The organism is Bradyrhizobium sp. USDA 241 (assembly GCF_049739505.1).
GTDB classification, from domain to species: domain Bacteria; phylum Pseudomonadota; class Alphaproteobacteria; order Rhizobiales; family Xanthobacteraceae; genus Bradyrhizobium; species Bradyrhizobium liaoningense.
Genome location: NZ_JBMGPZ010000005.1, coordinates 3,401,789 through 3,424,828 on the forward strand (window position 1 = coordinate 3,401,789; position 23,040 = coordinate 3,424,828).

16 protein-coding genes and 6 pseudogenes are annotated in these 23,040 nt (G+C 63.9%); 9 read left to right on the forward strand and 13 right to left on the reverse strand.

From position 1 onward, the window contains the following. Positions 1–417: 417 nt before the first annotated feature. The 3 genes and pseudogenes from ABIF91_RS38310 to ABIF91_RS38320 all read left to right on the forward strand — a co-directional run. Positions 418–1,200, forward strand: coding sequence for an outer membrane protein (locus tag ABIF91_RS38310; RefSeq protein WP_028177578.1), 783 nt, complete (start codon positions 418–420; stop codon positions 1,198–1,200). 308 nt (positions 1,201–1,508) lie between these two features. Beyond that, the gene (locus tag ABIF91_RS38315; RefSeq protein WP_028177579.1) at positions 1,509–1,694 is read left to right on the forward strand and encodes a hypothetical protein; all 186 of its coding nucleotides are present in this window, start codon (positions 1,509–1,511) and stop codon (positions 1,692–1,694) included. A 21-nt stretch (positions 1,695–1,715) separates the two neighbouring features. Then, positions 1,716–2,459, forward strand: a pseudogene (locus ABIF91_RS38320) (SDR family NAD(P)-dependent oxidoreductase); the annotation flags it as partial. A gap of 2 nt (positions 2,460–2,461) precedes the next feature. Here ABIF91_RS38320 and istB (ABIF91_RS38325) read toward each other — a convergent pair. The 4 genes and pseudogenes from istB (ABIF91_RS38325) to istA (ABIF91_RS38340) form a co-directional block, all read right to left on the reverse strand. Next, positions 2,462–3,325 (reverse strand): IS21-like element helper ATPase IstB, encoded by an 864-nt coding sequence (gene istB, locus ABIF91_RS38325; protein ID WP_038952122.1) that lies wholly within the window; start codon positions 3,323–3,325, stop codon positions 2,462–2,464. Beyond that, positions 3,234–4,824: pseudogene (istA, locus tag ABIF91_RS38330) on the reverse strand (IS21 family transposase). The gene istB (ABIF91_RS38325) and the pseudogene istA (ABIF91_RS38330) overlap by 92 nt, the downstream one beginning before the upstream one ends. Before the next feature lie 298 nt (positions 4,825–5,122). Continuing rightward, the gene (istB, locus tag ABIF91_RS38335; RefSeq protein WP_038952109.1) at positions 5,123–5,890 is read right to left on the reverse strand and encodes an IS21-like element IS1631 family helper ATPase IstB; all 768 of its coding nucleotides are present in this window, start codon (positions 5,888–5,890) and stop codon (positions 5,123–5,125) included. 4 nt (positions 5,891–5,894) lie between these two features. After that, on the reverse strand, positions 5,895–7,652 hold the full coding sequence (gene istA, locus ABIF91_RS38340; protein ID WP_100214066.1) for an IS21-like element IS1631 family transposase: 1,758 nt from the start codon (positions 7,650–7,652) through the stop codon (positions 5,895–5,897). A gap of 461 nt (positions 7,653–8,113) precedes the next feature. Here istA (ABIF91_RS38340) and ABIF91_RS38345 point away from each other — a divergent pair. Beyond that, positions 8,114–8,805, forward strand: a pseudogene (locus tag ABIF91_RS38345) (IS5 family transposase); the annotation flags it as partial. Between the two features lie 78 nt (positions 8,806–8,883). Here ABIF91_RS38345 and ABIF91_RS38350 read toward each other — a convergent pair. The 3 genes from ABIF91_RS38350 to ABIF91_RS38360 form a co-directional block, all read right to left on the reverse strand. Further along, entirely contained in the window at positions 8,884–10,131 is a 1,248-nt protein-coding gene (locus tag ABIF91_RS38350; RefSeq protein ID WP_424579716.1) for an FAD-dependent oxidoreductase, read from the reverse strand. Between the two features lie 153 nt (positions 10,132–10,284). Then, entirely contained in the window at positions 10,285–10,698 is a 414-nt protein-coding gene (locus ABIF91_RS38355; RefSeq protein ID WP_035675947.1) for a hypothetical protein, read from the reverse strand. Positions 10,699–11,086: 388 nt separating this feature from the next. Then, positions 11,087–12,601, reverse strand: coding sequence for a caspase family protein (locus ABIF91_RS38360; protein ID WP_028181845.1), 1,515 nt, complete (start codon positions 12,599–12,601; stop codon positions 11,087–11,089). Between the two features lie 199 nt (positions 12,602–12,800). On the opposite strand from ABIF91_RS38360, the gene ABIF91_RS38365 reads away from it, so the two are divergent. The 5 genes and pseudogenes from ABIF91_RS38365 to ABIF91_RS38385 all read left to right on the forward strand — a co-directional run. Then, on the forward strand, positions 12,801–13,778 hold the full coding sequence (locus ABIF91_RS38365; RefSeq protein ID WP_028181846.1) for a helix-turn-helix domain-containing protein: 978 nt from the start codon (positions 12,801–12,803) through the stop codon (positions 13,776–13,778). Between the two features lie 298 nt (positions 13,779–14,076). Continuing rightward, the gene (locus tag ABIF91_RS38370; protein WP_028181847.1) at positions 14,077–15,591 is read left to right on the forward strand and encodes a DEAD/DEAH box helicase; all 1,515 of its coding nucleotides are present in this window, start codon (positions 14,077–14,079) and stop codon (positions 15,589–15,591) included. Between the two features lie 165 nt (positions 15,592–15,756). Beyond that, positions 15,757–16,287: pseudogene (locus ABIF91_RS38375) on the forward strand (GGDEF domain-containing protein); the annotation flags it as partial. A 94-nt stretch (positions 16,288–16,381) separates the two neighbouring features. Next, a complete protein-coding gene (locus ABIF91_RS38380; RefSeq protein ID WP_038952271.1) occupies positions 16,382–17,650 on the forward strand; it encodes an IS256 family transposase in 1,269 nt (422 codons plus the stop codon). 33 nt (positions 17,651–17,683) lie between these two features. Then, positions 17,684–18,232 (forward strand): annotated as a pseudogene (locus tag ABIF91_RS38385) (GGDEF domain-containing protein); the annotation flags it as partial. Positions 18,233–18,292: 60 nt separating this feature from the next. On the opposite strand, the pseudogene ABIF91_RS38390 reads toward ABIF91_RS38385, so the two are convergent. The 6 genes and pseudogenes from ABIF91_RS38390 to sufC all read right to left on the reverse strand — a co-directional run bounded on the left by ABIF91_RS38390 (position 18,293) and on the right by sufC (position 23,040). Then, positions 18,293–18,756: pseudogene (locus ABIF91_RS38390) on the reverse strand (TfoX/Sxy family protein). Between the two features lie 158 nt (positions 18,757–18,914). Continuing rightward, on the reverse strand, positions 18,915–19,313 hold the full coding sequence (locus ABIF91_RS38395) for a HesB/IscA family protein (RefSeq protein WP_028177248.1): 399 nt from the start codon (positions 19,311–19,313) through the stop codon (positions 18,915–18,917). Positions 19,314–19,361: 48 nt separating this feature from the next. After that, the gene (locus ABIF91_RS38400) at positions 19,362–19,733 is read right to left on the reverse strand and encodes an SUF system Fe-S cluster assembly protein (RefSeq protein WP_028177247.1); all 372 of its coding nucleotides are present in this window, start codon (positions 19,731–19,733) and stop codon (positions 19,362–19,364) included. Beyond that, entirely contained in the window at positions 19,730–20,977 is a 1,248-nt protein-coding gene (locus ABIF91_RS38405; RefSeq protein ID WP_028177246.1) for a cysteine desulfurase, read from the reverse strand. The genes ABIF91_RS38400 and ABIF91_RS38405 overlap by 4 nt, the downstream gene beginning before the upstream one ends. Continuing rightward, positions 20,974–22,278, reverse strand: coding sequence for a Fe-S cluster assembly protein SufD (gene sufD, locus ABIF91_RS38410; RefSeq protein ID WP_424579717.1), 1,305 nt, complete (start codon positions 22,276–22,278; stop codon positions 20,974–20,976). The genes ABIF91_RS38405 and sufD overlap by 4 nt, the downstream gene beginning before the upstream one ends. 12 nt (positions 22,279–22,290) lie before the next feature. After that, positions 22,291–23,040 carry a Fe-S cluster assembly ATPase SufC gene (gene sufC / locus ABIF91_RS38415; protein WP_028177244.1) on the reverse strand — a complete coding sequence of 250 codons (750 nt, stop codon included), beginning with the start codon at positions 23,038–23,040 and terminating at the stop codon, positions 22,291–22,293.

Here is a 23,040-nt window from a genome sequence, read left to right on the forward strand (position 1 = left end):
CGCGCCGCCGCTTCTTCGAAACCAGCCCCGGCCTCGGCCGGGGCTTTTTGCTTTTTGGCTCCTCCAAGTCGGCCACGGCGCGGACGACTCGATTCGCGCCGGACCGGGCGACTCGGCCATCGACTCAGGAACTCAAACGCCGAGCCAGGATTGCCTCCATTTCGAACAAAGCCGGATTTGCTAACGACAAGTTACCCGAAACCGAAGTCTTGAGACCCCAAACAACATATTGAAAGATATGGACTATTACGGATTCGAGCAACAGCCTTCGAAATACCCCAGCACCGGCGTTTTCCGGCGACTGTGCCTGCCCGGCAACAGCATTTCGGCGAGAACCGTCTATAGTCCGACCATCAGATGACACGAACTTCAGCGCGCTCGCGCCTGCTACGACAGACCAAGGTTGGGGATTTTAACATGAAGAAGACTTTGCTCGCTCTGACCGCGGTTGCGGCGATGACCGGTTCGGCCTCGGCGGCTGACCTTGGCGCCCGTCCCTACGTGAAGGCCCCGATGCCGGCGCCCGTTGCCAACTGGACCGGCTTCTACGTGTTCGGCGGTGGCGGCGGCGGCCTTTCGAATGCCGACCAGAGCGTTGTCGACACCGGCACGGGCACCCCGCTGACGATCACCCAGCGCCAGGGCGGTTCGGGCTGGTTCGGTACGGTTGGCGCCGGCTACGACTGGCAGTTCAGCGGCACCTGGGTCGCTGGTGTGTTCGCCGACGGTCAGTTCGGCAGCATCCGCGCCACCATCCAGGATCCGACCCTCGACATCACCGGCAACCAGAAGCTGGAAACCTCCTGGGCCGCGGGTGTTCGCCTCGGTTGGCTGGTCGCCCCGAACGTTCTCTCCTACGTCAACGGCGGTTACTCGGGCGCTCATTTCGGCCAGACCAACTTCACGACGCTGGGCGGCACTCCCGTGGGCGCCCATCTCAGCAGCTACGACCGGCATGGCTGGTTCGTGGGTGGCGGCGTCGAGAACAGCCTGAACATCTTCGGCATCACGTCGCCCGGCTGGTTCATGAAGACCGAGTATCGTTCGGCTTTCTACAATGCCAAGACTCAGGACGAACTGTTCGACGGCACCAACCTTCCGGTCGGCAACAGCATCCGCGCCAACAGCTGGAACCAGACGATCTCGACCTCGCTGGTCTACCGCTTCAACTGGACCGGTCCGGTCGTCGCGAAGTACTGATCCGATCTCACGATCAAACGTCAAAGCCCCGGCATCGCCGGGGCTTTTTCGTTTTGGTCCGAGCGGCCGAGGCTCGTCTGCAATGACTTGTACGGCGAGCCGGGCTCCGCTCGCCGACTATCGGCACGGCCGATCGCCCAGCCGCGAAATGCCTTTCCAGGGACACGCTTCCTCCCCGCCGGCAGCTTGCGCCGGTGCCGCCATTGTATCCACACCGAAGCTACGGTTAGTGTGCGCTCAAGCTTTCGCGGCGCGGCGATCCTTCATCGCCGCACCGCTGACAGGAGCGGACCGATGGGAGGGAATCCATGCGCAGATTTCTGCTGGTCGCAGGCCTGCTTGCGACTGCCGTCGGGCTGCTCTGGATCGGACAGGGCACGGGCGCCGTTCCGTGGCCGCGATCGAGCTTCATGGTCAACCAGCTGCAATGGGCCGGCTATGGCGCTGCCATGGCCGGCTTCGGGCTGGTGCTGATCTGGCAGAGTCATCAATAAGATAAACCAGGGAATGAAAGCATGACATCCAGCCGGTTCGATCTTCGCGGCAAGGTCGCGATCGTCACGGGAGGCAATGGTGGCATCGGCCTCGGCATGGCGCGCGGCCTTGCCGACGCCGGCGCCGATATCGCCGTGGTCGGACGCAACGAGACCAAGTCCGCCGCCGCCGTGTCCGATCTCAGGCAGCGCGGCGTGAAGGCGATCGCCGTCACCACCGACGTGACCGACAAGGCGGCGGTCGCTGCGATGATCGAGCGCGTCGTCGGGGAGCTCGGCCGCATCGACGTTCTCATCAACAACGCCGGCATGAGCATCCGCAAGCCGCCGCACGAGCTCGAGCTCGACGAGTGGAACAAGGTGATCGACACCAACCTGACCAGCGCTTTCGTGTGCTCGAAGCTGGCCTACCCGGCGCTGAAGGCGTCCGGCAACGGCAAGGTGATCAATATCGGTTCGATGATGTCGATCTTCGGCGCGAGCTTCGCAACGGCCTATGCCGCGAGCAAGGGCGGCATCGTGCAGTACACCCGCGCCTGCGCCAACGCCTGGGCGCCCGACAACATCCAGGTCAACGCCATCCTGCCGGGCTGGATCGACACCGACCTCACCCGCGGCGCGCGGCAGCAGGTGTCGGGGCTGCACGAGCGCGTGCTGGCGCGCACGCCTGCGGGGCGTTGGGGCGACATCGACGACTTCGCCGGCATCGCCGTGTTCCTCGCCTCGCCCGCGTCGAACTTCGTCACGGGCACAGCGATCCCCGTCTGTCAATCGGCGTTTGACTGGGACCCCCTATCGGCCTCCAAAAGGGACCCCTTTGATCGGCGTGCTCTGCTGGTAGCGCTCGGGTCGTCGGAGCTGGTCGGGGTTGCGGAGACGGCGCGAGCGCGGGTTGTTTGAACATCGTCGCGGCTTTTGAATCGCCAGCTGTCGTTGCCGGTCTCGACGATGTCGCAGTGATGGGTCAATCGGTCGAGTAGCGCGGTGGTCATTTTGGCATCGCCGAACACGCTCGGCCATTCGCCGAACGCAAGATTTGTGGTGACAATGACTGAGGTGCGCTCGTAGAGCCGACTGATGAGATGGAACAAGAGCTGACCGCCGGATTGCGCGAACGGCAGATAGCCCAGCTCGTCGAGGACGATGAAGTCCATGCGGGTCAGATGCTCGGCGAGCCGTCCCTGCCGACCGTTGCGGGTTTCGGTCTCGAGCCGGTTGACGAGGTCGACGACGTTGTAGAAGCGTCCTCTAGCGCCATTGCGGATGCAACTTCTGGCGACGGCAATGGCCAGGTGTGTTTTGCCTGTACCGGTGCCGCCAACCAGCACGACGTTGCGTTGTTGGGCGATGAAGCCGCCGTCAGCGAGATCATTGACGAGAGTCTGATTGATCGGCGTGCCGTCGAACTGGAAGTCGGCGATGTCCTTGGCGAGCGGCAGCTTGGCAATGGTGAGCTGGTATTTGATCGACCTGGCTTGCTTCTCGTTGATCTCGGCGTTGAGCAGGTCGCCGACAATGCGCTGAGGTTCGTGCTGGCGCTTAACGGCAGTTGCCATGATCTCGTCGAAGGCAGCCTTCATGCCGTAGAGCTTGAGTTCGCCCATGAGGTCGAAGATTTGGGTTCGTTCCATCAGATGGTCCTCCGGAGGTTGTCGTAGCGGGCACAATCGGCGATCGGTGCATGACGGAGCGTCAGTGCGGCCGGCGTCATGATGTTGGCCGGTGGGGCGGGTTCACGTTGACGGGCCAGGATATTGAGAACGACATCGGCGGAATGAACGCCATGAGCGACCGCCTCGGCGCAGGCGGCTTCCACCGCGGGCAATCCGTCTGTCAGCACCGCATTGAGGATGTCGACCATCTGTCGATTGCCATCGTCGGCACCGGCGAGTTTGCGCCGTACACGCTCAATCGCTGCGGGCAGCACCCAGTCCTTGAAGGGAGCGCCATTACGCAAGGCACCGGGCTTGCGCACCAGCACGGGCACATAGTGCCAAGGGTCGTAGACCGTCTCGCCGCGACCGAATGATCGCGGGTGCTCGGCAACGATACGTCCATCCTGACGGATCACGATGCGATCGGCATAGGCTTGAACCTCGACCGGTCGTCCGACTGCGCTGGCTGCGACCGAGTACTTGTTGTTGTCGAAGCGCACCAGGCAGGTCTTCGAGACCGATGCCGTCACCGCATGGAAGCCGTCGAAGCGGCCGGCATAGGGAACGAGTTTGGGGCGTTCGGCTTCGAACACGTCCCAGATCGTCTGATCGGTCAGCTCCGGATGGCGATGAGCCTTGGCGTAGGCGATGCATTTGTCGAGCAGCCAGGCGTTTAACTCGTCGAGGGTTTTGAACCGCAGCCGCGGCGTGAAGAAGCGTTCCCGGACCAGCCCGACCTGGTTCTCGACTTGCCCCTTCTCCCAGCCCGACGCTGGCGTACAGGCGACCGGATCGACCAGATAGTGGCTGCACATCTGCAGGAAGCGGCGATTGTAGAGACGGCCTTTACCGACAAAGATCGTCTCCACCGCGGTCTTCATGTTGTCGTAGATGCCGCGGGTGCAGGTGCCTTTGAACAAGGCGAATGCCCGGTCGTGGGCGTCGAACACCATCTCCTGCGTCTCCCGCGGATAGGCCCGCACGAACAGCATGCGGCTGTGACAGAGCCGGACATGAGCAGCCTTCACCATCACCGTGGTGCCGCTCAGCAGGACGACCTCGTGGCTCCAGTCGAACTGGTAAGCTTCGCCGGGTGCAAAGCTCAGCGGCACATAAGCCGACGCTGTCGAGGTGCCGCGTTCCTTGCTCCACCGTCGTGCGTATCGACGAACCGCATCATAGCCGCCGGCATAACCCAGGCCGCGAAGCTCCTCGAATAGCCGGATCAGCGTCAGCCGTTCCCGCGCCGCCTTGCTCTCATTCCCTGCCAGCAACCGATCAAGCTCGGCACTCCAGGCACCCATCTTCGGGAGCGGCTGCGTCTCGCGCTCGTACCGGAACTCCGTCGCTTGAGAACGAATGACCTTGCGAACCACCTTCCGCGATACGCCAAGTTCTCGGCAGATCGCCTTGATCGGACGACCATCAACAAAGTAGGCGCGACGGATCTTACCAATCGTCTCCACCACCAGCATCCCAACCTCGGCTTCCATGACTCGATGGAAGCCACTGTGGACCCTTATCCCGGGGTCCCGATTGGATGCCGATCACCCCGAAAACGGGGTCCTTATTCCATGCCGAAACACAGTTCCGGCGCTCCCACCCAATCGTACCGGTGCGACACATCGTGAGCCAACTTATACCGTGCACGAAGATCGTCATTCGTCATTATGATCCCATCGTCTCGATCATCGCAGACCCCGCGGGTCACTTCAAATTCCTCCGGGTGTGGTCAGTCAAATTCCTCCACCCGCGAGGCAGGACAAGGGACTGTTAGTTTGAGTTTGTTTCCCGGGCAAGAGCTTCAGCGGCTTCTTTGAGCCGATAGCTGCGTCCGTCGAACTCAAGCAGATGGCAATGATGCATAAGGCGATCGAGGATCGTCGTGCTCATAGTGTTGTCCCCAAGGTATGCCCCCCAATCCTGCACGACGCGATTGGAGGTGACGATGACGCTGCGGCGCAGTTTGTAACGCTGATGGATCAGGGTCTGCAGCAAAGTGCCGGCGTCGTCGGGGATGGCGCGTGCGAGGAATAGATCGTCCAGCACGAGGAGATCGCAGTCGATGATGGTTCGCAGCCGGACCTCGCGTTGTGCCGGAGAGTTCAGGGCGTAGCGGTGGAAGAAGTCGTCGGTCTCAAGATACTGGACCTTGTGGCTTTGCAGGATCGCCTGATAGGCAATCGCCTTGGCGATGTGCGACTTCCCGGTGCCAGGTTTGCCAACAAGCAGAGCGTTCTCGCCAGCGGCAATGAACGCCAGGGTGTGGAGCTGGAAGCAGGTCTGACGTGGCAGTTTGGGATTGAAGGACCAGTCGAACTCGGCGAGCGTCAGCTTTTCGTCGAGCCCGGATTGCTGGTATCGCCGCTCGATAAGACGGGACTGACGACGGTCCAGTTCATCCTGCAGGATAAGGGAGAAGGTCTCGAGGAAGGGCTGGTTGGCGCCCTGCGCCTGGAGCACGCGCGTCTGCAGCGTGTCGCGGACACCCGACAGGCGCAGCTGTCGTAGGCAACGCTCAATTTCCGGCATGGTCATCATGTGGCTAGGTCTCCAGTTTAAGGTGAGAAGGTGCAGCGGGAGCGCTCGTGGCGCCGGAGTTGGCCGGGGTTGCGCAGGCGACACGAGCGCGGATTGCCGTGGCGTGATCGTCGTGAGCCTCGGCCTGCCGACCATTGTCGTCGGCGTCGCGCCGCACAGCGCGGCTGAAGAGGTCGCCGTATTCCGCGGGGGTACGGATCAGCGGATGATCCTGGGTGAGCGGCGATGCCGGCTGTGGCGTCACTCCAACCTGCTCGATCGCCTGTTCGAACAACCGCTCGACGGTCGCACGCACGTGCTTGTAGCGGTAGATGCGGTTGTCGATGGCGTGCGCGCAGGCCTGCTCGACCAGCCGCGCCGGATACTTCCGGCCCAGCCCGACAATGCCCCACATCGCGCGCTGTCCGGGGCGCCCTTCGGTGTCGAACACCTGCTGGCACAAGGCCCTGGTCTGCGGTCCGATGCGCTCGGCGCTCGCCAGCAGCACGGCGGTTTGCCGCGACGGGTTGAACGGCCGTTCGCTGGTCGGCAGGACGACAGAACCGGGGTGCGCCATCCGGGAATGAACACGCAGCAGCGCACGGGTGTGGCGATCACGGATCTCGATCGTGGTGGTGTAGATGCGCACGACGACCTGGCTGCCGATCGGCGCGGGCCGCGCGGCGTAATAGCTGTTGTCGACGCGTACGGTGGTGTCGTCGCAGACAGTCCGGACGACTTCGGTGAAGATGCGGAAGGGAGCGACAGGCAGCGGCCGCAGGTGCGGCTTCTCTTCCTGGAACATCGCCTCGACCTGACGGCGCGTGCTGCCGTGGATGCGTTTGGAAGCCCAGTTCTCCTCCCAGTGCCTCAAGAACTCGTTTTGCGCCTCCAGCGTCTCGAAGCGCCGTCCGGCCAGCGCAGTGCCCTGGGTATGTTGAATCGCATTCTCGACGCATCCTTTCCGATTTGGATCGGCCACGCGCGCGGGATCGGCGACCACGGCGTAATGAGCCAGCATCGCGCTGTAAATCGGGTTGAGCTGGGGCTCGTACAAATCCGGCTTGAGGACGCCTTCCTTCAGGTTGTCGAGCACGACATAGCTGGGGACCCCGCCAAAATACCGGAACGCCTCTTCGTGGAGCTGCGCCCAGACTTGTTGGCTGGACTTCCAGACTACCCGCCGGAAGCTGCGCCGCGAGTAGCGTAGCGTCATCACGAACAGGCGGGGACGACGGTACCGCCCGCTCTTCGGATCAACCGTCGGCGCGCCCTCGCCATAGTCGACCTGAGCTTCCTCGCCGGGGAGGAACTCAAGACGATCAAACTGCTCAGGATCAGCGTGCCGCAACCGGCGCACAAACCGCTTGACACTCTGGTAGCTGGACGGAAAGCCAAATTGATCAACCAGGTCCTGGTAAATCGCCTGCGCGTTCCGCTTCAGCCGGACCTGTTCTTCGATCCACGTCCGATGCGCTTCGCAAGCCGAACGGGCCAGGCTGCTGGTGACCGTCGCTTCCGATGTCCCAAAAGCCGGTGGTCGGGGTGGAGGAATTTGGCCGTCCGCGCTCACCGAGCCGGTGGTCACTTCCCCGGGGGAATTTGCCTCCGCACCGGCCCGCAGCGCCTGATAACGCCGGATCGTCTTGCGATCGACACCCGTCAGCCGGTGAATCTCGCGCTGGCTGGTGTTGCGATCAAGTAATGTAAGTACGGTGCTTTGCAGATGTCGCTTCAAGACGTTCAACTCCCCGGCCCCTTGCTGGCTAAAGGGGTCGAACATAAACGTCCTGCCTGACCGGCTACTGCTGTTCAGCGGCGCTGACGGCGATCATCAGGTGGGGGAGTTTCAAGTGACCATACCCGGGGGATTTTGACCGACCCACGGGGTCGCAGACGCTGCCGAATCCGTGCGGCCAAACAGCGCGATGGAAATTGTTCGATGCAGCGGGCCATCGATCGCTACAGCCGGTAAAATGCTCTCTGTCTCAAGTTGCCGCCATTGCGCAACCAAAACGTCGCCGCGTCAGCTCCGCAGTCTGCCGATAGCAACCCGCGATCTCAAACTATCCCCATAGCCGCACCACCGTGCATATTCTCCCGCGGCTTCGTTCAATCCGGCTTCAATGAGGTCGCGTTACAAGCGCTTGCCGCGCCCTCGCGTGAGCGCGACCTCACAGAACCCTCCAGATTCCATCTGGAATTGGACTGTGATTCAAGCTTCTCAGCGGAAGGGAGGCTTGAATGGCAAAGCAGGTCTACTGGCTCAGCGATGCGGAATGGCGGCGGATTGAGCCGTTGTTGCCACGAGGGCGCAAGGGAGCGCATCGGGTCGATGATAGACGCGTGATCAGCGGCATTATGCACATGCTGAAATCTGGTTCGCGCTGGCGCGATTGCCCGGAAGTCTACGGCCCCTACACGACGGCCTACAACCGCTTCAACCGCTGGAGCCGACAGGGGATTTGGACGGATATTTTTTACGCCCTGACCGGATCGACCGGCATGTACGGATCGATGTCGGTGGATTCCAGCTACATCAAAGCCCATCGCTCCGCGGCCGGCGCAAAGGGGGGGCCTTCAACAATGCGATCGGCCGCTCACGCGGCGGGCAGACCACCAAAATCCACGCGCTGACCGACGATATCGGCCGTCCGCTTGCCTTCTTGATTACCCCTGGCAACACCCACGACTTGGTCGGTGCACGCGGTTTGATCAGCATGGTTCGTACCCCGCGCCGTCTGTTGGCTGATCGTGCCTACGATGCCAGGAGCTTGCGCGACGAACTGGCCGCACGCCGCATCAAGGCTGTGATCCCGCCAAATCCGACCCGCAAGCATCCGCATCGCTACGATAAGACCGCTTACAAAGGGCGCAACGTCATCGAGCGTATGTTCTGCCGTCTCAAGGACTTCCGCCGGATCGCAACCCGATACGACAAGCGTGCAGACATCTTCCTGTCTGCAATCCTTCTGGCCGCTGCGATCACTTGGTGGATCAATTGAGTCCGGACCCTAGTATCCCGGCGCGGCCCTCGAGTGCACGTGCTCGGGCCTCACACCGAGCGCAAGCAGGCGCGCGGGAATGCCCTGTAGCCACGGCAGCGCGGTGACGAGGCGCACGACCAGCGGCACTTTGAGTGGCCGATCGCCGCCCTGCAAGGCGCCGCTGATGATGTTGTTCTGCACGATCACCTGCATGCGTTGCGTCATCTTCACCGGAAATTCGCGTCGGCGCCTGATAGCATCGAGCTCGTCCTCGGTCGGGCAGCCGCGCTGAAGCTTGTCCGCCAGCAGATTGGCGGTCGCGACCGCGTCCTGCACGGCGAGATTGACGCCGACGCCGCCGACCGGCGACATCGCATGCGCGGCGTCGCCGATGCACAGCAGGCCCGGCTGCGTCCAGCGCTTGAGGCGGTTGATCGCGACCGTGAGCAGCTTGATATCGTCAAAGCTCTTCACATCAGTGATGCCGGATCGAAGGATCGGCGCCATGCGCACGACGTCGTCGAGCAACGCCTGCAATCCCCCCGCCTTCACCGCTTCGTATTGTCCCTTGGCGATGACATAGGCGCATTGCCAATAGTCGCCGCGGTCGAACGTGATCATCATCTTGCCGGGCTCGACCCGCGCGAACACGTTCTCGGTCTCGTCGGGTCTGCGGCCGGCGCGGAACCAGAGCACATCCATCAGCGCGCCGATCTCCTCGACCTCGAGGCCGGCGCGCTCGCGCACGGTCGAATGCCGGCCGTCGCAGGCAATGGTGAGATCGGCCTCGATGTCGATGATGCCGTCAGGCGTTTTCGCCCGTACGCCGGCGACGGTCTCGCCGCGGCGTATCAGATCGACCGCCTCCGTGCTCATCATCACCTCGAGCGAGGCAAAGCGCCGCCCGGCCTCGCGCAGGAAGTTCAGGAAGTCCCATTGCGGCATGAAGGCGATGAAGGGGTATTTGGTATGGAGCCGGCTGAGATCGGCAATGCGCACCGGCGTGCCGCCGAACAAGCCGTCCATCTTCTGCAAGCGCTGATGCGGCAGCTTCAGGAAGCCGTCGATCAGGCCGAGCTCGTCCATCACCTGAAGCGTCGAGGGATGCACGGTGTCGCCGCGGAAGTCGCGGAAGAAATCCGCATGCTTCTCCAGCACCACCACGTCGATCCCGGCCCGCCCCAGGAGATAGCCGAGCATCATGCCGGCCGGCCCGCCGCCGACGACGCAGCAGCGGACCTTCATGGTGCGGTTTGGTTGTCGGTCGGATGTCATTGCCGCCGCGATTCAAGTATCGATCGAGATACGCCTGACGATACTAGCGCAATTCAGTCCTAAGGCGGTCTCAATTTGCAGCAATCGCCCGCCGCGGCCGGTTCGCAGCACCAAGGCCCGCAGATCGCGGGCCTTTGCCTGAAAGCGGGATGACTATTTCTGGTCCTCGTTGCTGGTCCCGGTGCCCGGACTGCCGATCGGCAGCCCATTGGGCGCATGACCGACACCCGCATTTCGCTCGGCTTGCGCCGCCGCGGGCGTCTTGCCGGCCGCGGTCGGGGGCTGCGCGTTCGGATTGTTCAGGCTGTTGTTGGTACTGATGTTCGCTCCGGTCGTGGTGCCATGCGTCCCCATTCCCGAGGGAGCCGACGGCCCCGAGTTGGCGCTGCTGGATGACGTGCCCATTCCGGCGCCTGAGCTGGCCGCAGATCCCGCGCTGGCGCCACCGGTACCCGCACCGGCACCGCCACCCGCACCACCGCCTCCGCCACCACCTCCCCCTTGCGCAAAGGCGGCCGTCGACAGCGCAGCACAAGCAATGATTACGACGATGGATTTGCGGATCATGGATCGTCTCCCTGGTTTGACAGACAATCCAGGTGCCCAAGGAGTTGTTCCTTCCGCGGAGATCGACGTGCGCTTGCCTCAGGGCTTCGACGACTTCCGTTCCCATGGGCGCTTTCCGTCGGCGTCGCGATCCCAGGGTCGCGTGATCGGAGCTACCTTCTCATCCGCGGCGGCCTTCGCGCGGTCCGCCTGGACACGTTCACGGTCGGTGAGTGGCGGCGCTGTGGGGGCGGGAGTCGTTTGGGCCAAAACCGGAAGCGTCGTAACGACCGCGACGATGATGAACTTTGTCATCCCCGGCTCTAGCACTTTCACCTTGGCCTGTCCCGATTTAAGTTCGTCCACTCCGTCAGGTGATCCCGTCACAATCCGCCGGCTGAACAGCACATCAATTGTTACTGCGGTTCGCGCTACGAAAACTCTTGATCTCCGAGACGCTGCCATCGCGGTAGGTCAGTTCCACCGAGACGGACTGCGTGCTTGGCGCGAGCTTCATGTAGAGCGGCATGCCGGCGGTGACGGCGCTGGGATCGCGCATGTCGCAAGGCGGCATCTTCAGCACCTGGTTGGGCACGGCGGTGTCGATGCCGATGCGCACCTCGCGGATGGCGCAGCGGTAGGACACGAGATGCGTGTAGTAGACCAGGAGCCCGTTGAACTCGCGGAACGACAGCCAGCTCGTCGAGGTCATGTCGAGGATCTTGCGCTGGTCGCGGATCAGCGCGGCCTCGGGATCGAACCTGATCGGGAACGGTCCCTGCATCTCGCCGGACTGATCGACATAGCGGACCTCGATGGTGCCGGCCTGCGCATCAGGCGGCAGCTCGATCGACGGGTTCGGCATCCGCTTGCGCGTGCGCGGATCGAGCGTGTCGATGAATCCGGTCTCGCGGAAATCGCTCTTGCCGGCCATGCGCCAGGAAATGCCGAGCGTCGGGTCGGCGAAGGAGAAGGTAACGCTCCAGCCGCCATTGTGCCGCGAGAAGCTCGCGATCGGCGCGTTGATGGTCTCCTCCTTCGGCATCTGTGGCACCGACACCGGCGGCAGTGCCGCAAGCTTCTGCTGCGGCGGATCGGCCGGGCGCGCGGCCGCATCCTTCGCCATGCCGCTGAGGAAGACGTCGTCGACCATCTGATCGAAATAGACCGGCACCTGCCTGTGCTTGACCGTGTCGGCCATCTCGCTGACGGCACGGCGCGTGCGCTGCGCCACCTGCACCAGGTTCTCGCCGGGCTTGAGCAGCTCCTTGGCGAAGGTGCGCGTGAACACCGAATTGGGATTGGCGTCGTCGTTGGACAGGCGATCGAGCGCGGTCTGGCGAGGTCCTGCCGAGAACACCGAGAACACGCCTTCGGGCAGCTGCGTCATCGGCGCGAGCCCGCCGCCGCCGGCGACCGCGCGGGTGCCCTTGCGCTCGAACGGGTTGTTGCGGCAGGCGTCGAAAACCAGGATCGAGGTCCGCGCCTTCTTGTTCTGAAGGCGCTCGACGATGCGGTCGGCCAGGATCGAGGCGTCGCGCACCAGTTCTTCCTGACCTTCGGTCGCCGCCGGCACGTCGGTCGGCAGCAGATAGTTCTGGCCGGCGATCTCGAAGCCGTGCCCGGCATAGAAAAAGAACGCCGTGTCGCCGGGCTCGATCGCCTTGTCGAAGGCGAGCAGCGTCTCCGAGAATTGCTGCCGGCTCTGGTTCTCGGCGACCATCACCGAGAAGCCGAGCTGCTTCAGCGTGTCGCCCATGGTGCGGGCGTCGTTGACGGCCTTGAGCAGCTTCGGGACGTTCTTGTAGTCGTTGTTGCCGACGACGAGCGCGACGCGCTTCTCGGCATGGGCAGGCGCTGCGAAGCCGCTCAGGCAAGCCGCAAGACCAAGGGCCGCCAGAATTCCGAAAAGCCGACGCGTCATCGCAAAATTTCCCTGCAGATCGGCCCTGCGCCGGTTCCTTCGAACAGCAGTTCACGGGATCCCCTGCCGCTGTGTGATAGTCGGCCCAGAGGCAACGACGGTTCAAGGGCCCTGGGCGCCGATTCCTCGATCTGGCTCTGGCAGATTGCGTTGGAATCTGGTTCTTCTTGGACGATTTCGCCGGACGTGAGGGGCAGCCGTGTTTCACTGGTGTACGGACGAGGTGGACCCACACGACCGCTTCGAGTATTGGCGCGAGGTGCGCGCCAAGGGATTGTTCGGCATTACCGCCGAGCTCGAGCGCGAGCGGCGAACGAACTTCTTCGGCGAGTTCTCGCTGCGCCGGCTTGGCGGGGCCGGCCTCGTCGAGCTGAAGGCCTCGCCCTACGCGGTCGAGCGCAGCGCGTCCGACATCGCCAACGCCCCGGGTGACGCAATCTGCGTCTACCAGCAGCTCGGCAGCGGCGGCTGGTTCGGCGGCATGCGCGCAAGCGACTTTTCGATCGCCAACGGCAGCTTTGCCACCAGCCATACCGACCTGCCTTACCGCACCGCGCCACAGGGCGCCGCGGGCTTCCACCTGCGGATCCTGAAGATTCCCGTGAGCAGCATCCCGACGCAGGACAGGCGCATGCGCGAGCTTGCGCCCCGGACGTTCAACGATCCGACCCTGGCGCCCCTGCTCGCTGCCTGCTTTGCCGATCTCGGCGAGGCCGCGGATGATCCTGCCGCCGCGGATGCGCCCCCTCTCGTCCAGGCCTCCCTGGTTCAAGCTTTGGCCCATCTGGCGCTGATCGAGCGCGGCATCGTGCGGCCCGGCAGCCGGCGCGGCCAGGCCGCGCTGCGAACGGCCCGCCTGTCGCAGGCCCGGCGCCTGATCGCACGCCACCTTCAGGACCCCCATCTCGCACCGGCCATGGTGGCCGACCTGCTCGGCGTCTCCGTGCGTCACCTGCACATGCTGTTCGAGACAGCCGAGAAGAGCTTCTCGCAGACCGTGACCGACGAGCGCCTGAAACAGAGCCGCCGCCTGATGCGGGAGGCGCCGGAGCGGCTGATCGCCGACATCGCGGCCTCCTGCGGCTTCGAGAGCCTGGCGACCTATTACCGGGTCTTCAACGCCGCCTATGGCATGGCGCCCGGCGACTTCCGGGCCAGGGCTTCGGATGGCCTTTAGCCCGTCGTTCGGCGATTGCCGCCGGACCGAGGGCAGAGAGGAAAATCCCAGCAGCGCCCGCGATTTGGGCAAAAACCTCAGGTTTTTTAGGGTCTTCCCGCGCCTGCTCCATTGACTTTGGCCAGTTCCCCCCTATGTTCCAGTGCGACGCGGCTCAGATCGACGAGCGATTCCTGAGCCTTGCGCTTTGTTCGCGTGAGTCAGCACCCCCAGCTTCTTCGAGAGCGCGCCGTTTCGGGGTGGAACGCGACAGCCTTATTACCCTCGATTCCGAACGGCGGTTTCGACCAGAGGCTCAATGTCCTTTTCAAATCTCGGACTATCCGAAAAAGTCCTCGCCGCAGTGGCGGCCACCGGTTACACCACTCCCACCCCCATCCAGGAACAGGCGATCCCTCACGTCCTCGCACGCAAGGACGTGCTCGGCATCGCCCAGACCGGCACCGGCAAGACCGCGGCCTTCGTGCTGCCGATGCTCACCATCCTCGAGAAGGGCAGAGCCCGGGCGCGCATGCCGCGCACGCTGATCCTCGAGCCGACCCGCGAGCTCGCGGCTCAGGTGAAGGAAAACTTCGACCGCTACGGCGCCGGCCAGAAACTCAACGTCGCCCTCCTGATCGGCGGCGTCTCCTTCGGCGACCAGGATGCCAAGCTGATGCGCGGCGTCGACGTGCTGATCGCAACCCCCGGCCGCCTGCTCGATCACACCGAGCGCGGCGGCCTGCTGCTCACCGGCGTCGAGCTGCTCGTCATCGACGAAGCCGACCGCATGCTGGATATGGGCTTCATCCCCGACATCGAACGCATCTGCAAGCTCGTCCCGTTCACGCGGCAAACCCTGTTCTTCACCGCGACCATGCCGCCGGAAATCCGGCGCATCACCGAAGCCTTCCTGCACAATCCGCAGAAGATCGAGGTCTCCAGGCCCGCCACCACCGCCGTCACCGTCACGCAAGCCCAGGTGCCTGCCGGACGCGAGGCGCACGAGAAGCGCGAGCTGCTTCGTCGCCTGCTGCGGGAGGCCAAGGACCTCAAGAACGCGATCATCTTCTGCAATCGCAAGCGCGAGGTCGCCATCGTTCACAAGTCGCTTCAGAAGCACGGCTTCAGCGTCGGCGCGCTGCACGGCGACATGGACCAGTCGGCCCGCACGGCGGCACTTGAACAGTTCCGAAAGGGTGAGCTGCCGCTGCTCGTCGCCTCCGACGTCGCCGCCCGCGGCCTTGATATTCCCGAGGTCAGCCACGTCTTCAATTTCGACGTTCCCCATCACGCCGACGACTACGTTCATCGTATCGGCCGCACCGGCCGCGCCGGCCGCACCGGCACCGCGATCTCGATCGTGACACCACTCGACCAGAAGTCGATGGTCGCGATCGAAAAGCTGATCGGCCAGAGCATTCCGCGTGCCGAAGGCGATTACGAAGTCTCGGCCGAGGCATCCGATGCGAGCGAGCGTCCGCGCGAGCAGCGCGGCCGTGAACGTTCACGCGGCGGTCGCGGCAAGCCGCAGCGCGGCCGCGATCGTGAGCGCAGCCTCGAGCCGCGCGAGGCGCGAGGCGAGGCAAGACACGCCTCCGAAGCGAGGCCGCCTTCGGAGGCGCGACAGCCCGCCGAATCACGGCATCGGTCAGACGACAAGCGCCGGGCGGAGCCGCGTCGCGAGGCGCGCCAGCAGGCCAACATCTCGCATGTCCCCTCGATCGGCCGTCCCGAACCGCGCCGCCAGCGCGAAGTCGACACCGAGCCGGGCGATCACTCGCATCTGCCGGCGTTTCTGCTGCGCCCCGTACGCTCGCCCGCCGGCGCCTGAAGCGCAACGCGCTTCAGATTCCGGTTGAGCAAACCCGCGACACACCTTATTAGACGCCTTCGTGAACGTATATTTACGGGGCGTTCACGATCGTCCGTTAGCCTACGAACATAATTTAAGCATTGCTGCGGTCGGGGGCGCGCCGGCCGCTGTGGGGTATGTTCTGTGATCAAGGTGCTCGATGAACACGAACGCACGATGGCGTTCGCCGAGGTAGCGCTCGGTCAGATCCGATCGCTTCGGCAGACGGCAATTCCCCGCAACTACGAGATCTGGTACGTCTACGCCACCGGCTACAACGCGCCGCTCAACAAGATCATCAACGAGACGCTGGCGCGCAGCGGCAAGCTGACCGAAGCCGATCTCGAGCAGATCTACGAGACCTATCTCTCCCACATCAAGACCACCGACCGCATCGACAAGGTCGGCGCGCGCGTCATCGGCGAGATCGACGACGTGATGAAGGTCCTGGGCGACGCGCTCGGCATGACCAGCGCCTACGACGCCAGCCTGTCGGGCGCGACCGCGAAACTGTCGTCGGCCAAGAGCCGCGACCAGCTCAAGACGATCGTCGAGGCCCTGCTGCGCTCGACCAGCGAGATGCGCGAGACCAACAAGGCGCTGGAAGACCGGCTCACGCTGTCGAAGAACGAGATCAGCAATCTCCAGCAGAGCCTGGAAGCGATCCGCGCCGAGCTATGGCGGAATCTGGGTGATGACGGTGTGAGGAAGGCGGCGTATCGAGGCGGGTGACGAGCCTGCCAGAATCTCTCGAGGAGAGCGATACGCCATGACCGAGACTACCAATGTTCTTGCTTTCCGTCAGCCGTCCGCGGTTGATGATCCACTGACCGATATCGTTCGTGCCGGCGCGCGGGACCTGCTTGCCAGGGCGATCGAGATCGAGGTTGGCGCGTTTCTGGCCAGCACGGCCAATCTGACGCTGCCCGACGGTCGAGCGCGCCTGGTCCGACATGGGCACGGTCCGGTGCGCGAGATTGCGACCGGCATCGGTCCGGTGGAGGTCGCTCGTCCCAAGGTCCGCGACCGCGGAGCGAGCGGGCCAGGCGACCGCCTCCGCTTCAGTTCGGCAATCCTGCCGCTATGGGCGCGGCGGACGAAGAGCCTGGATGCCTTGATCCCGGTCCTCTATTTGCGCGGCATCTCGACCGGCGACTTCCAGGAGGCGCTCTCGGCGCTGCTCGGCAAGGATGCGCCGAACCTGTCGCCTTCGGTGATCGCCGGCCTGAAGGCCGATTGGCAGGTCGAGTACGAACGCTGGCAGAGACGCGATCTGTCGGCGCGTCGCTATGTCTACATCTGGGCCGATGGCGTGTACCTGCAGGCCCGCATGGAAGATCACAGCGAATGCATGCTGGTGCTGATTGGCACCACGCCGGAAGGCAAGAAGGAGCTGATCGGCTTCCAGGTCGGCGTGCGCGAGAGCGCGCAGAGCTGGCGCGAACTCCTGATCGACCTGCGGCAACGCGGGTTACGGATTGCCCCGCAACTCGCCATCGGCGACGGCGCCCTCGGCTTCTGGAAGGCACTGGACGAGGCCTTTCCCGGCACGCGGCACCAACGATGCTGGTGCCATAAAGTGAGCAACGTACTCGACAAGGTCGCCAAATCCGTGCAGGGCCCCATGAAGAACGACCTGCGGAACATCTATCTGGCCCCACACCGGGCCGAAGCTGAAACCGCGATCGACGTCTTCGTCGAGAAATACCACGTCAAATACGGACGTGCGGTGGAGTGCCTGATCAAGGATCGCCATGCGCTGCTCGCCTTCTTCGACTTCCCTGCTGAGCACTGGATCCACCTACGCAGCTCGAACCCGATCGAGAGCGTCTTCGCCACGGTGCGCCACCGAACGGTGCGGACCAAGGGATCGCTGTCGCAACAAACTGCGAAGCTGATGGTGTTCAAGCTCATCGACGCCGCATCGAAGACCTGGCGGCGATTGAAGAGCACGAACCAGTTGCCGAAAGTCATCGCCGGTGTAAAGTTCATCGACGGAATCGAAGTCATTCCGAACACTGAAAGCCACGCCGCCTGATCAGGCCGCGTCACCCAAAATCAGCCATAGCTCATCCGCGCCGAGAGCCTGACCGATCCCCTCACCGGCCTCGGCAACCGCAAATATTTCGACCGCATGATCGGCATGGCCGTGCAGAACGCGCTCGCCTCGGGCGAGCCGCTGTCGCTGCTGCTGTTCGACATCGACCACTTCAAGTCGTTCAACGATTCCTACGGCCATCTCACCGGCGACCAGGTGCTGCGGCTCGTCGGTCTTTCGATGAAGCAGACCATCAAGGGCCAGGATATCACCGCACGCTATGGCGGCGAGGAATTCGCGGTCGTGCTGCCCAACACCGCGCTGCGCCAGGCTCTCACGGTGGCCGACCACATCCGTCGCGCCGTGATGTCGAAGGAATTGAAGAAGAAGTCGACGGGCGAGATCCTCGGCCGCGTCACCATCTCCGTCGGCGTCTCCATGCTCAAGGAGGGCGACGACACCGACGCGCTGATCGAGCGTGCGGATGCCTGCCTCTACGCCGCCAAGCGCAATGGCCGCAACCGCGTGATCTGCGAAGCCGATCCGGAATACGCGGCCGAGACACCCAGCCGCGTGGCGTAGGTTTTTACTGGGCTCCTGTGGGCGGGGGGCGCATAGGGGCGCAAGCCATGCCCAGCATCTCTATCCTGGACGGCGGGCACGCTTTGCTTTGCCCACGCTGCGAACGGCCTTCTTGGCGGTCTTCCTGGCCGGACGCTTCTTCGCAACGGGCTTCTTCGGCTCCACTTTCTTCGCCGCCGGCTTCTTCGCCTTCGGCCGCTTCTTCACCTTGGCGCGTTGGGCCGCGGCGAGGGCCGCCCTCGCCCCCATTGTGCAAGCTCTGCGGAATCGTCGAACAGGCGTGCTGGCAACTCCCAGTAGGAATTGACCACCACGGTCTTGGCGCGGGTCGAATACTGGAACGGCTTTGAGCCTTCGGCCTCGAAGTCCGGAATGGTCACGTCGTCGGCACGGAAGAACAGGCCGGCGCGCAAGGACAGCGCGAAATTGACGCCGTCGGCGGAGATGCCGTAGCCCGAGAACATCTTGCGGATGGTGACGGGGCCGAAATCGGCGAACAGGTCGATCAGGAATTCGCGATCCATACGCACCCTCGTGCCCCGGACGCAGCGCAGCGTGTAACGATGCGCTGCTGAGCCGGGGCCCAGTCGTCTGCATCCATTACTATAGCGTGGGTCGCGGCTCTGCGCAGCAGCGCGAGGGCGCTGCTGCGCGTTCGGGACACGAGAGTATTGAGAAGGCGCTATCCGTCGATCTTGGCCGGACGCAGTTCGACCGATTCGCCGCAGCCGCAGGCGGAGACCTGGTTGGGATTGTTGAAGACGAACTGGGCCTGCATCTTGTCGGCCTTGTAGTCCATCTCGGTGCCGAGCAGGAACAGCACGGCCTTGGGATCGACGAGGATCTTGACGCCCTTGTCCTCGACGACCTCGTCGGTCGGCCGGATCTCGTGGGCGTATTCAACCGAGTAGGACTGACCGGCACAGCCGCCGTTCTTCACGCCGACGCGGAGGCCCACGATCTCGGAGTCTGCACGCTGGGTCAGCTCGGTGATGCGCTGGGCAGCGGCATCCGTCAAACGCATCACCTGCGGGCGCGGACGCCGGGGCTTCGGGGTGGATACTGGTGTTATCTGGGTCATATCAGTGATGTGGTCCGTTGCGGCGCGAATTCAATGCCGGTGGTGGCGTCACCACATGTTGAGCACGAGCCGCGCCTCGTCGCTCATGCGTTCCGGCGACCACGGCGGCTCCCAGACGACCTTGACGTCGACCACGCCGACGCCAGGGACGCTGGCGACCGCGTTCTCGACCATGGTCGGCAGTTCGCCGGCGGCCGGGCAGTTCGGCGTCGTCAGCGTCATCAGCACGTCGACCGAGCGGTCGTCCTTGATCTCGACCTTGTAGATCAGGCCGAGCTCGTAGATGTCGGCCGGAATCTCCGGATCGAAGACGGTCTTGAGCCCGGCGATGATCTCGGTGGTCAGACGCTCGGTCTCCTCCGGCGGCAGCGCCGAATGGGTCTCCATCGGATTGGCTTTGATTTCGGCCGTGTCACTCATGCGAACAAATCCCGCGCTTTCAGCAGCGCCTGTGCCAGATGATCGACTTCTTCCCGCGTATTATACATGCCGAACGAGGCCCGGCATGTCGCGGTCACGTTGAACCGCTCTAAAAGCGGCATCACGCAATGGGTGCCGGCGCGCACCGCGATGCCCTGGCGGTCGATCACGGTGGCGACGTCATGGGCATGCGCGCCCTTGAGCTCGAAGGAGATCACCGGGCCCTTGCCCCGCGCCGTCCCGATCAGCCGCAGCGAGTTGATCTCGCGCAGGCGTTCCTGGGCATAGGTGGTGAGATCGTGCTCGTGCGCGGCGATGCGCTCCTTGCCGATCGAATTGACATAGTCGATGGCGGCGCCAAGGCCGACGGCCTCGACGATGGGCGGGGTGCCGGCTTCGAACTTGTGCGGCGGGTCGCCGTAGGTGACGATGTCGCGCGAGACCTCGCGGATCATCTCGCCCCCGCCATTGTAGGGGCGCATCGCGACGAGGTGGTCGTACCTGGCCCAGAGCACGCCGATGCCGGTCGGGCCATACACTTTGTGACCGGTGAAGACGTAGAAATCGCAGCCGAGATCCTGGACGTCGACCGGCAGATGCACCGCGCCCTGGCTGCCGTCGACCAGCACCGGAATGCCGCGCGCATGGGCGATCTTCACGACGTCCTTGACCGGCACGATGGTGCCGAGCGCGTTCGACATCTGCGTGATCGCGACCAGCCTGGTCTTCGGCGTCAGCAGCTTCTCGAACTCGTCGATGAGGAAATTGCCCTCGTCGTCGACCGGCGCCCACTTGATCACGGCACCCTGGCGTTCCCTGAGGAAATGCCAGGGCACGATGTTGGAGTGGTGCTCCATGATCGAGATGACGACCTCGTCGCCTTCCCCGATGTTCGGTCCGCCCCAGGACGAGGCGACCAGATTGATCGCCTCCGTCGCGTTGCGGGTGAAGATCACTTCTTCGGTTCGGGGGGCGTTGATGAACTGCGCCACCTTGGTACGGCCGCCCTCGTAGGCTTCGGTCGCGGCATTGGCGAGGTAATGCAGGCCGCGATGCACGTTGGCGTATTCGCTCGTATAGGCCTGCGTCATGCGATCGAGCACCGACTGCGGCTTCTGCGCGGATGCCGCGTTGTCGAGATAGACCAGCTTCTTGCCGTAGACCTGCAAAGCGAGCGCCGGGAAATCGTGGCGCACGCGCGCGACGTCATAAGCGCCGTTCTTGACCGCCGGATGCGTGCTCATGATCGCCGCTCCAGCCAGCGCTCGGCGATGCCGATCACATGCTCGCGCAGGTCGTCATCGGCGATTTGCTCGATCGCCTCGCCCACGAAAGCCTGGATCAGCAGCGCCTGGGCCTGCTTCTCCGGCAGGCCGCGCGCCTTGAGATAGAATAGCAGGCTGTCGTCCAGCGCGCCGGCGGTGGCGCCGTGGCCGCAGGAGACGTCGTCGGCAAAGATCTCGAGCTCGGGCTTGTTGTCCGCCTCGGCCTCGTCCGAGAGCAGCAGCGCGCGGGTCATCATCTTGCCGTCGGTCTTCTGCGCGTCGGGACGGACGATGATGCGGCCCTGGAACACCGAATGGGCGCGGTCGTCGATCACGGCGCGGAAGATCTCGCGGCTGACGCAGTTCGGAACGGCATGGTCGACCACCAGCGTGGTGTCGCCGTGCTCGGTCTTCTGCAACAGGTTCACGCCATTGATGGAGAGCTCGCTGCCCTCGCCCGCCAGCGTGATGAAGCCCTGCAAACGGCTGACCGAGGCGCCGCTGGTCATGTTGAAGAAATTGAGCTTGGTGTTGGCACCCACGGTGACGAACTGCGAGGTGATGTTCACCGCATCGGGCGCGTCGTCCATCAGACGGATATGGGCGACGTCGGCGTCGTCGCCGACCGCGATAATGACGGCGTCATTGACCTGGTAGGTCTTTGCACCGGCCGCGACGAAACTCTCGATGATGGTGGCGCGGGCGCCCTTCCCGACCTTCACCTGCGAGCGAGTGAAGACCGAGACCGACGCGGCGGTCGCCACATGGACGATCTGGACCGGCGCGGAGAGCTGCGCACCATCCGCAATCGACAGCACTACGCCGTCGGTCGCCAGCGCCGCGTTCAGCGCGATCACGGCATCGGTTGATACGGTCTTCAGGAGGCCGGCATCCTTCTCCAGCGCCTCCCGCAGCGTCGTGAGGCTCACTTCGGATGCGAGCGCCTTCACGTCGGAGAGTTCGGCCGCGAAAACGCCGTCGACCAGCACCAGCTTGCGGGCGCCTGCGATCCCATGCGCCTTCACCGCGTCGGCGGCACGTTTCAGCGCGGCCGCATCGGGTGCAGCTGCCAGCGGAAGCACCTCGCCGACCAGCGCGCGCAGGTCGGTATATTTCCATTCCTCGATCCGGCGGTGCGGCAGGCCGAGACGCTCATAAGTCTCGAATGCCTCGCGGCGCACTGCAGTAACCGCGGGCGAACCCGGCAGCCGGCCTTCTGCGCTGGCGAAGAGATCGCTCACCGCGCGGCCGCTTCCGGTCTTTGCCACAGCAACGTTCATCTTCAAAAATCCTTACGCGGCCTCGAACTGGGCGTAACCGGACGCTTCCAGTTCCGGCGCCAGCTCCTTGCCGCCGCTCTTCACGACGCGGCCTCTCGACATCACGTGCACGACGTCGGGCACGATGTAGTTCAGCAGCCGCTGATAGTGGGTGATCACGACCATCGCGCGCTTGGGCGAGCGCAGCGCGTTGACGCCGTCGGCCGCGATACGCAGCGCGTCGATGTCGAGGCCGGAATCCATCTCGTCGAGGATGCACAGGCTCGGCTCGAACAGCGCCATCTGCAGCACCTCGTTGCGCTTCTTCTCGCCGCCGGAGAAGCCGACATTGACGCCGCGCTTGAGCATGTCCTGCGGGATGTTCAGCGACTTCGAGACTTCACGGACCTTCTTCAGGAAATCAGGCGTCGAATATTCGCTCTCGCCGCGCGCCTTGCGCTGCGCGTTGAGCGCGGTGCGCAGGAAGGTCATGGTGGCAACGCCGGGAATCTCGACCGGATACTGAAATGCCAGAAACACGCCCTTCGCGGCGCGCTCCTCCGGCGCCATCTCCAGGAGGTCCTCGCCCTTGAACAGGATCTGACCGTCGGTGACCTCATAGCCGGGCTTGCCGGCGATGACGTGCGAGAGCGTCGACTTGCCGGAGCCGTTCGGCCCCATGATCGCATGCACCTCGCCCTCGTTCACGGTCAGCGTCAGCCCATGGAGGATCTCACGCTCCTCGACACGAACCTTGAGGTCTTTCACTTCAAGCAAAGCCAT

Coding starts and splice junctions, on each gene's coding strand:
- ABIF91_RS38310 (WP_028177578.1), top strand. CDS start 418: ATGAAGAAGACTTTGCTCGCTCTGACCGCGGTTGCGGCGATGACCGGT.
- ABIF91_RS38315 (WP_028177579.1), top strand. CDS start 1,509: ATGCGCAGATTTCTGCTGGTCGCAGGCCTGCTTGCGACTGCCGTCGGG.
- istB (WP_038952122.1), bottom strand. CDS start 3,325: ATGGAACGAACCCAAATCTTCGACCTCATGGGCGAACTCAAGCTCTAC.
- istB (WP_038952109.1), bottom strand. CDS start 5,890: ATGATGACCATGCCGGAAATTGAGCGTTGCCTACGACAGCTGCGCCTG.
- istA (WP_100214066.1), bottom strand. CDS start 7,652: ATGTTCGACCCCTTTAGCCAGCAAGGGGCCGGGGAGTTGAACGTCTTG.
- ABIF91_RS38350 (WP_424579716.1), bottom strand. CDS start 10,131: ATGACATCCGACCGACAACCAAACCGCACCATGAAGGTCCGCTGCTGC.
- ABIF91_RS38355 (WP_035675947.1), bottom strand. CDS start 10,698: ATGATCCGCAAATCCATCGTCGTAATCATTGCTTGTGCTGCGCTGTCG.
- ABIF91_RS38360 (WP_028181845.1), bottom strand. CDS start 12,601: ATGACGCGTCGGCTTTTCGGAATTCTGGCGGCCCTTGGTCTTGCGGCT.
- ABIF91_RS38370 (WP_028181847.1), top strand. CDS start 14,077: ATGTCCTTTTCAAATCTCGGACTATCCGAAAAAGTCCTCGCCGCAGTG.
- ABIF91_RS38380 (WP_038952271.1), top strand. CDS start 16,382: ATGACCGAGACTACCAATGTTCTTGCTTTCCGTCAGCCGTCCGCGGTT.
- ABIF91_RS38395 (WP_028177248.1), bottom strand. CDS start 19,313: ATGACCCAGATAACACCAGTATCCACCCCGAAGCCCCGGCGTCCGCGC.
- ABIF91_RS38400 (WP_028177247.1), bottom strand. CDS start 19,733: ATGAGTGACACGGCCGAAATCAAAGCCAATCCGATGGAGACCCATTCG.
- ABIF91_RS38405 (WP_028177246.1), bottom strand. CDS start 20,977: ATGAGCACGCATCCGGCGGTCAAGAACGGCGCTTATGACGTCGCGCGC.
- sufD (WP_424579717.1), bottom strand. CDS start 22,278: ATGAACGTTGCTGTGGCAAAGACCGGAAGCGGCCGCGCGGTGAGCGAT.
- sufC (WP_028177244.1), bottom strand. CDS start 23,040: ATGGCTTTGCTTGAAGTGAAAGACCTCAAGGTTCGTGTCGAGGAGCGT.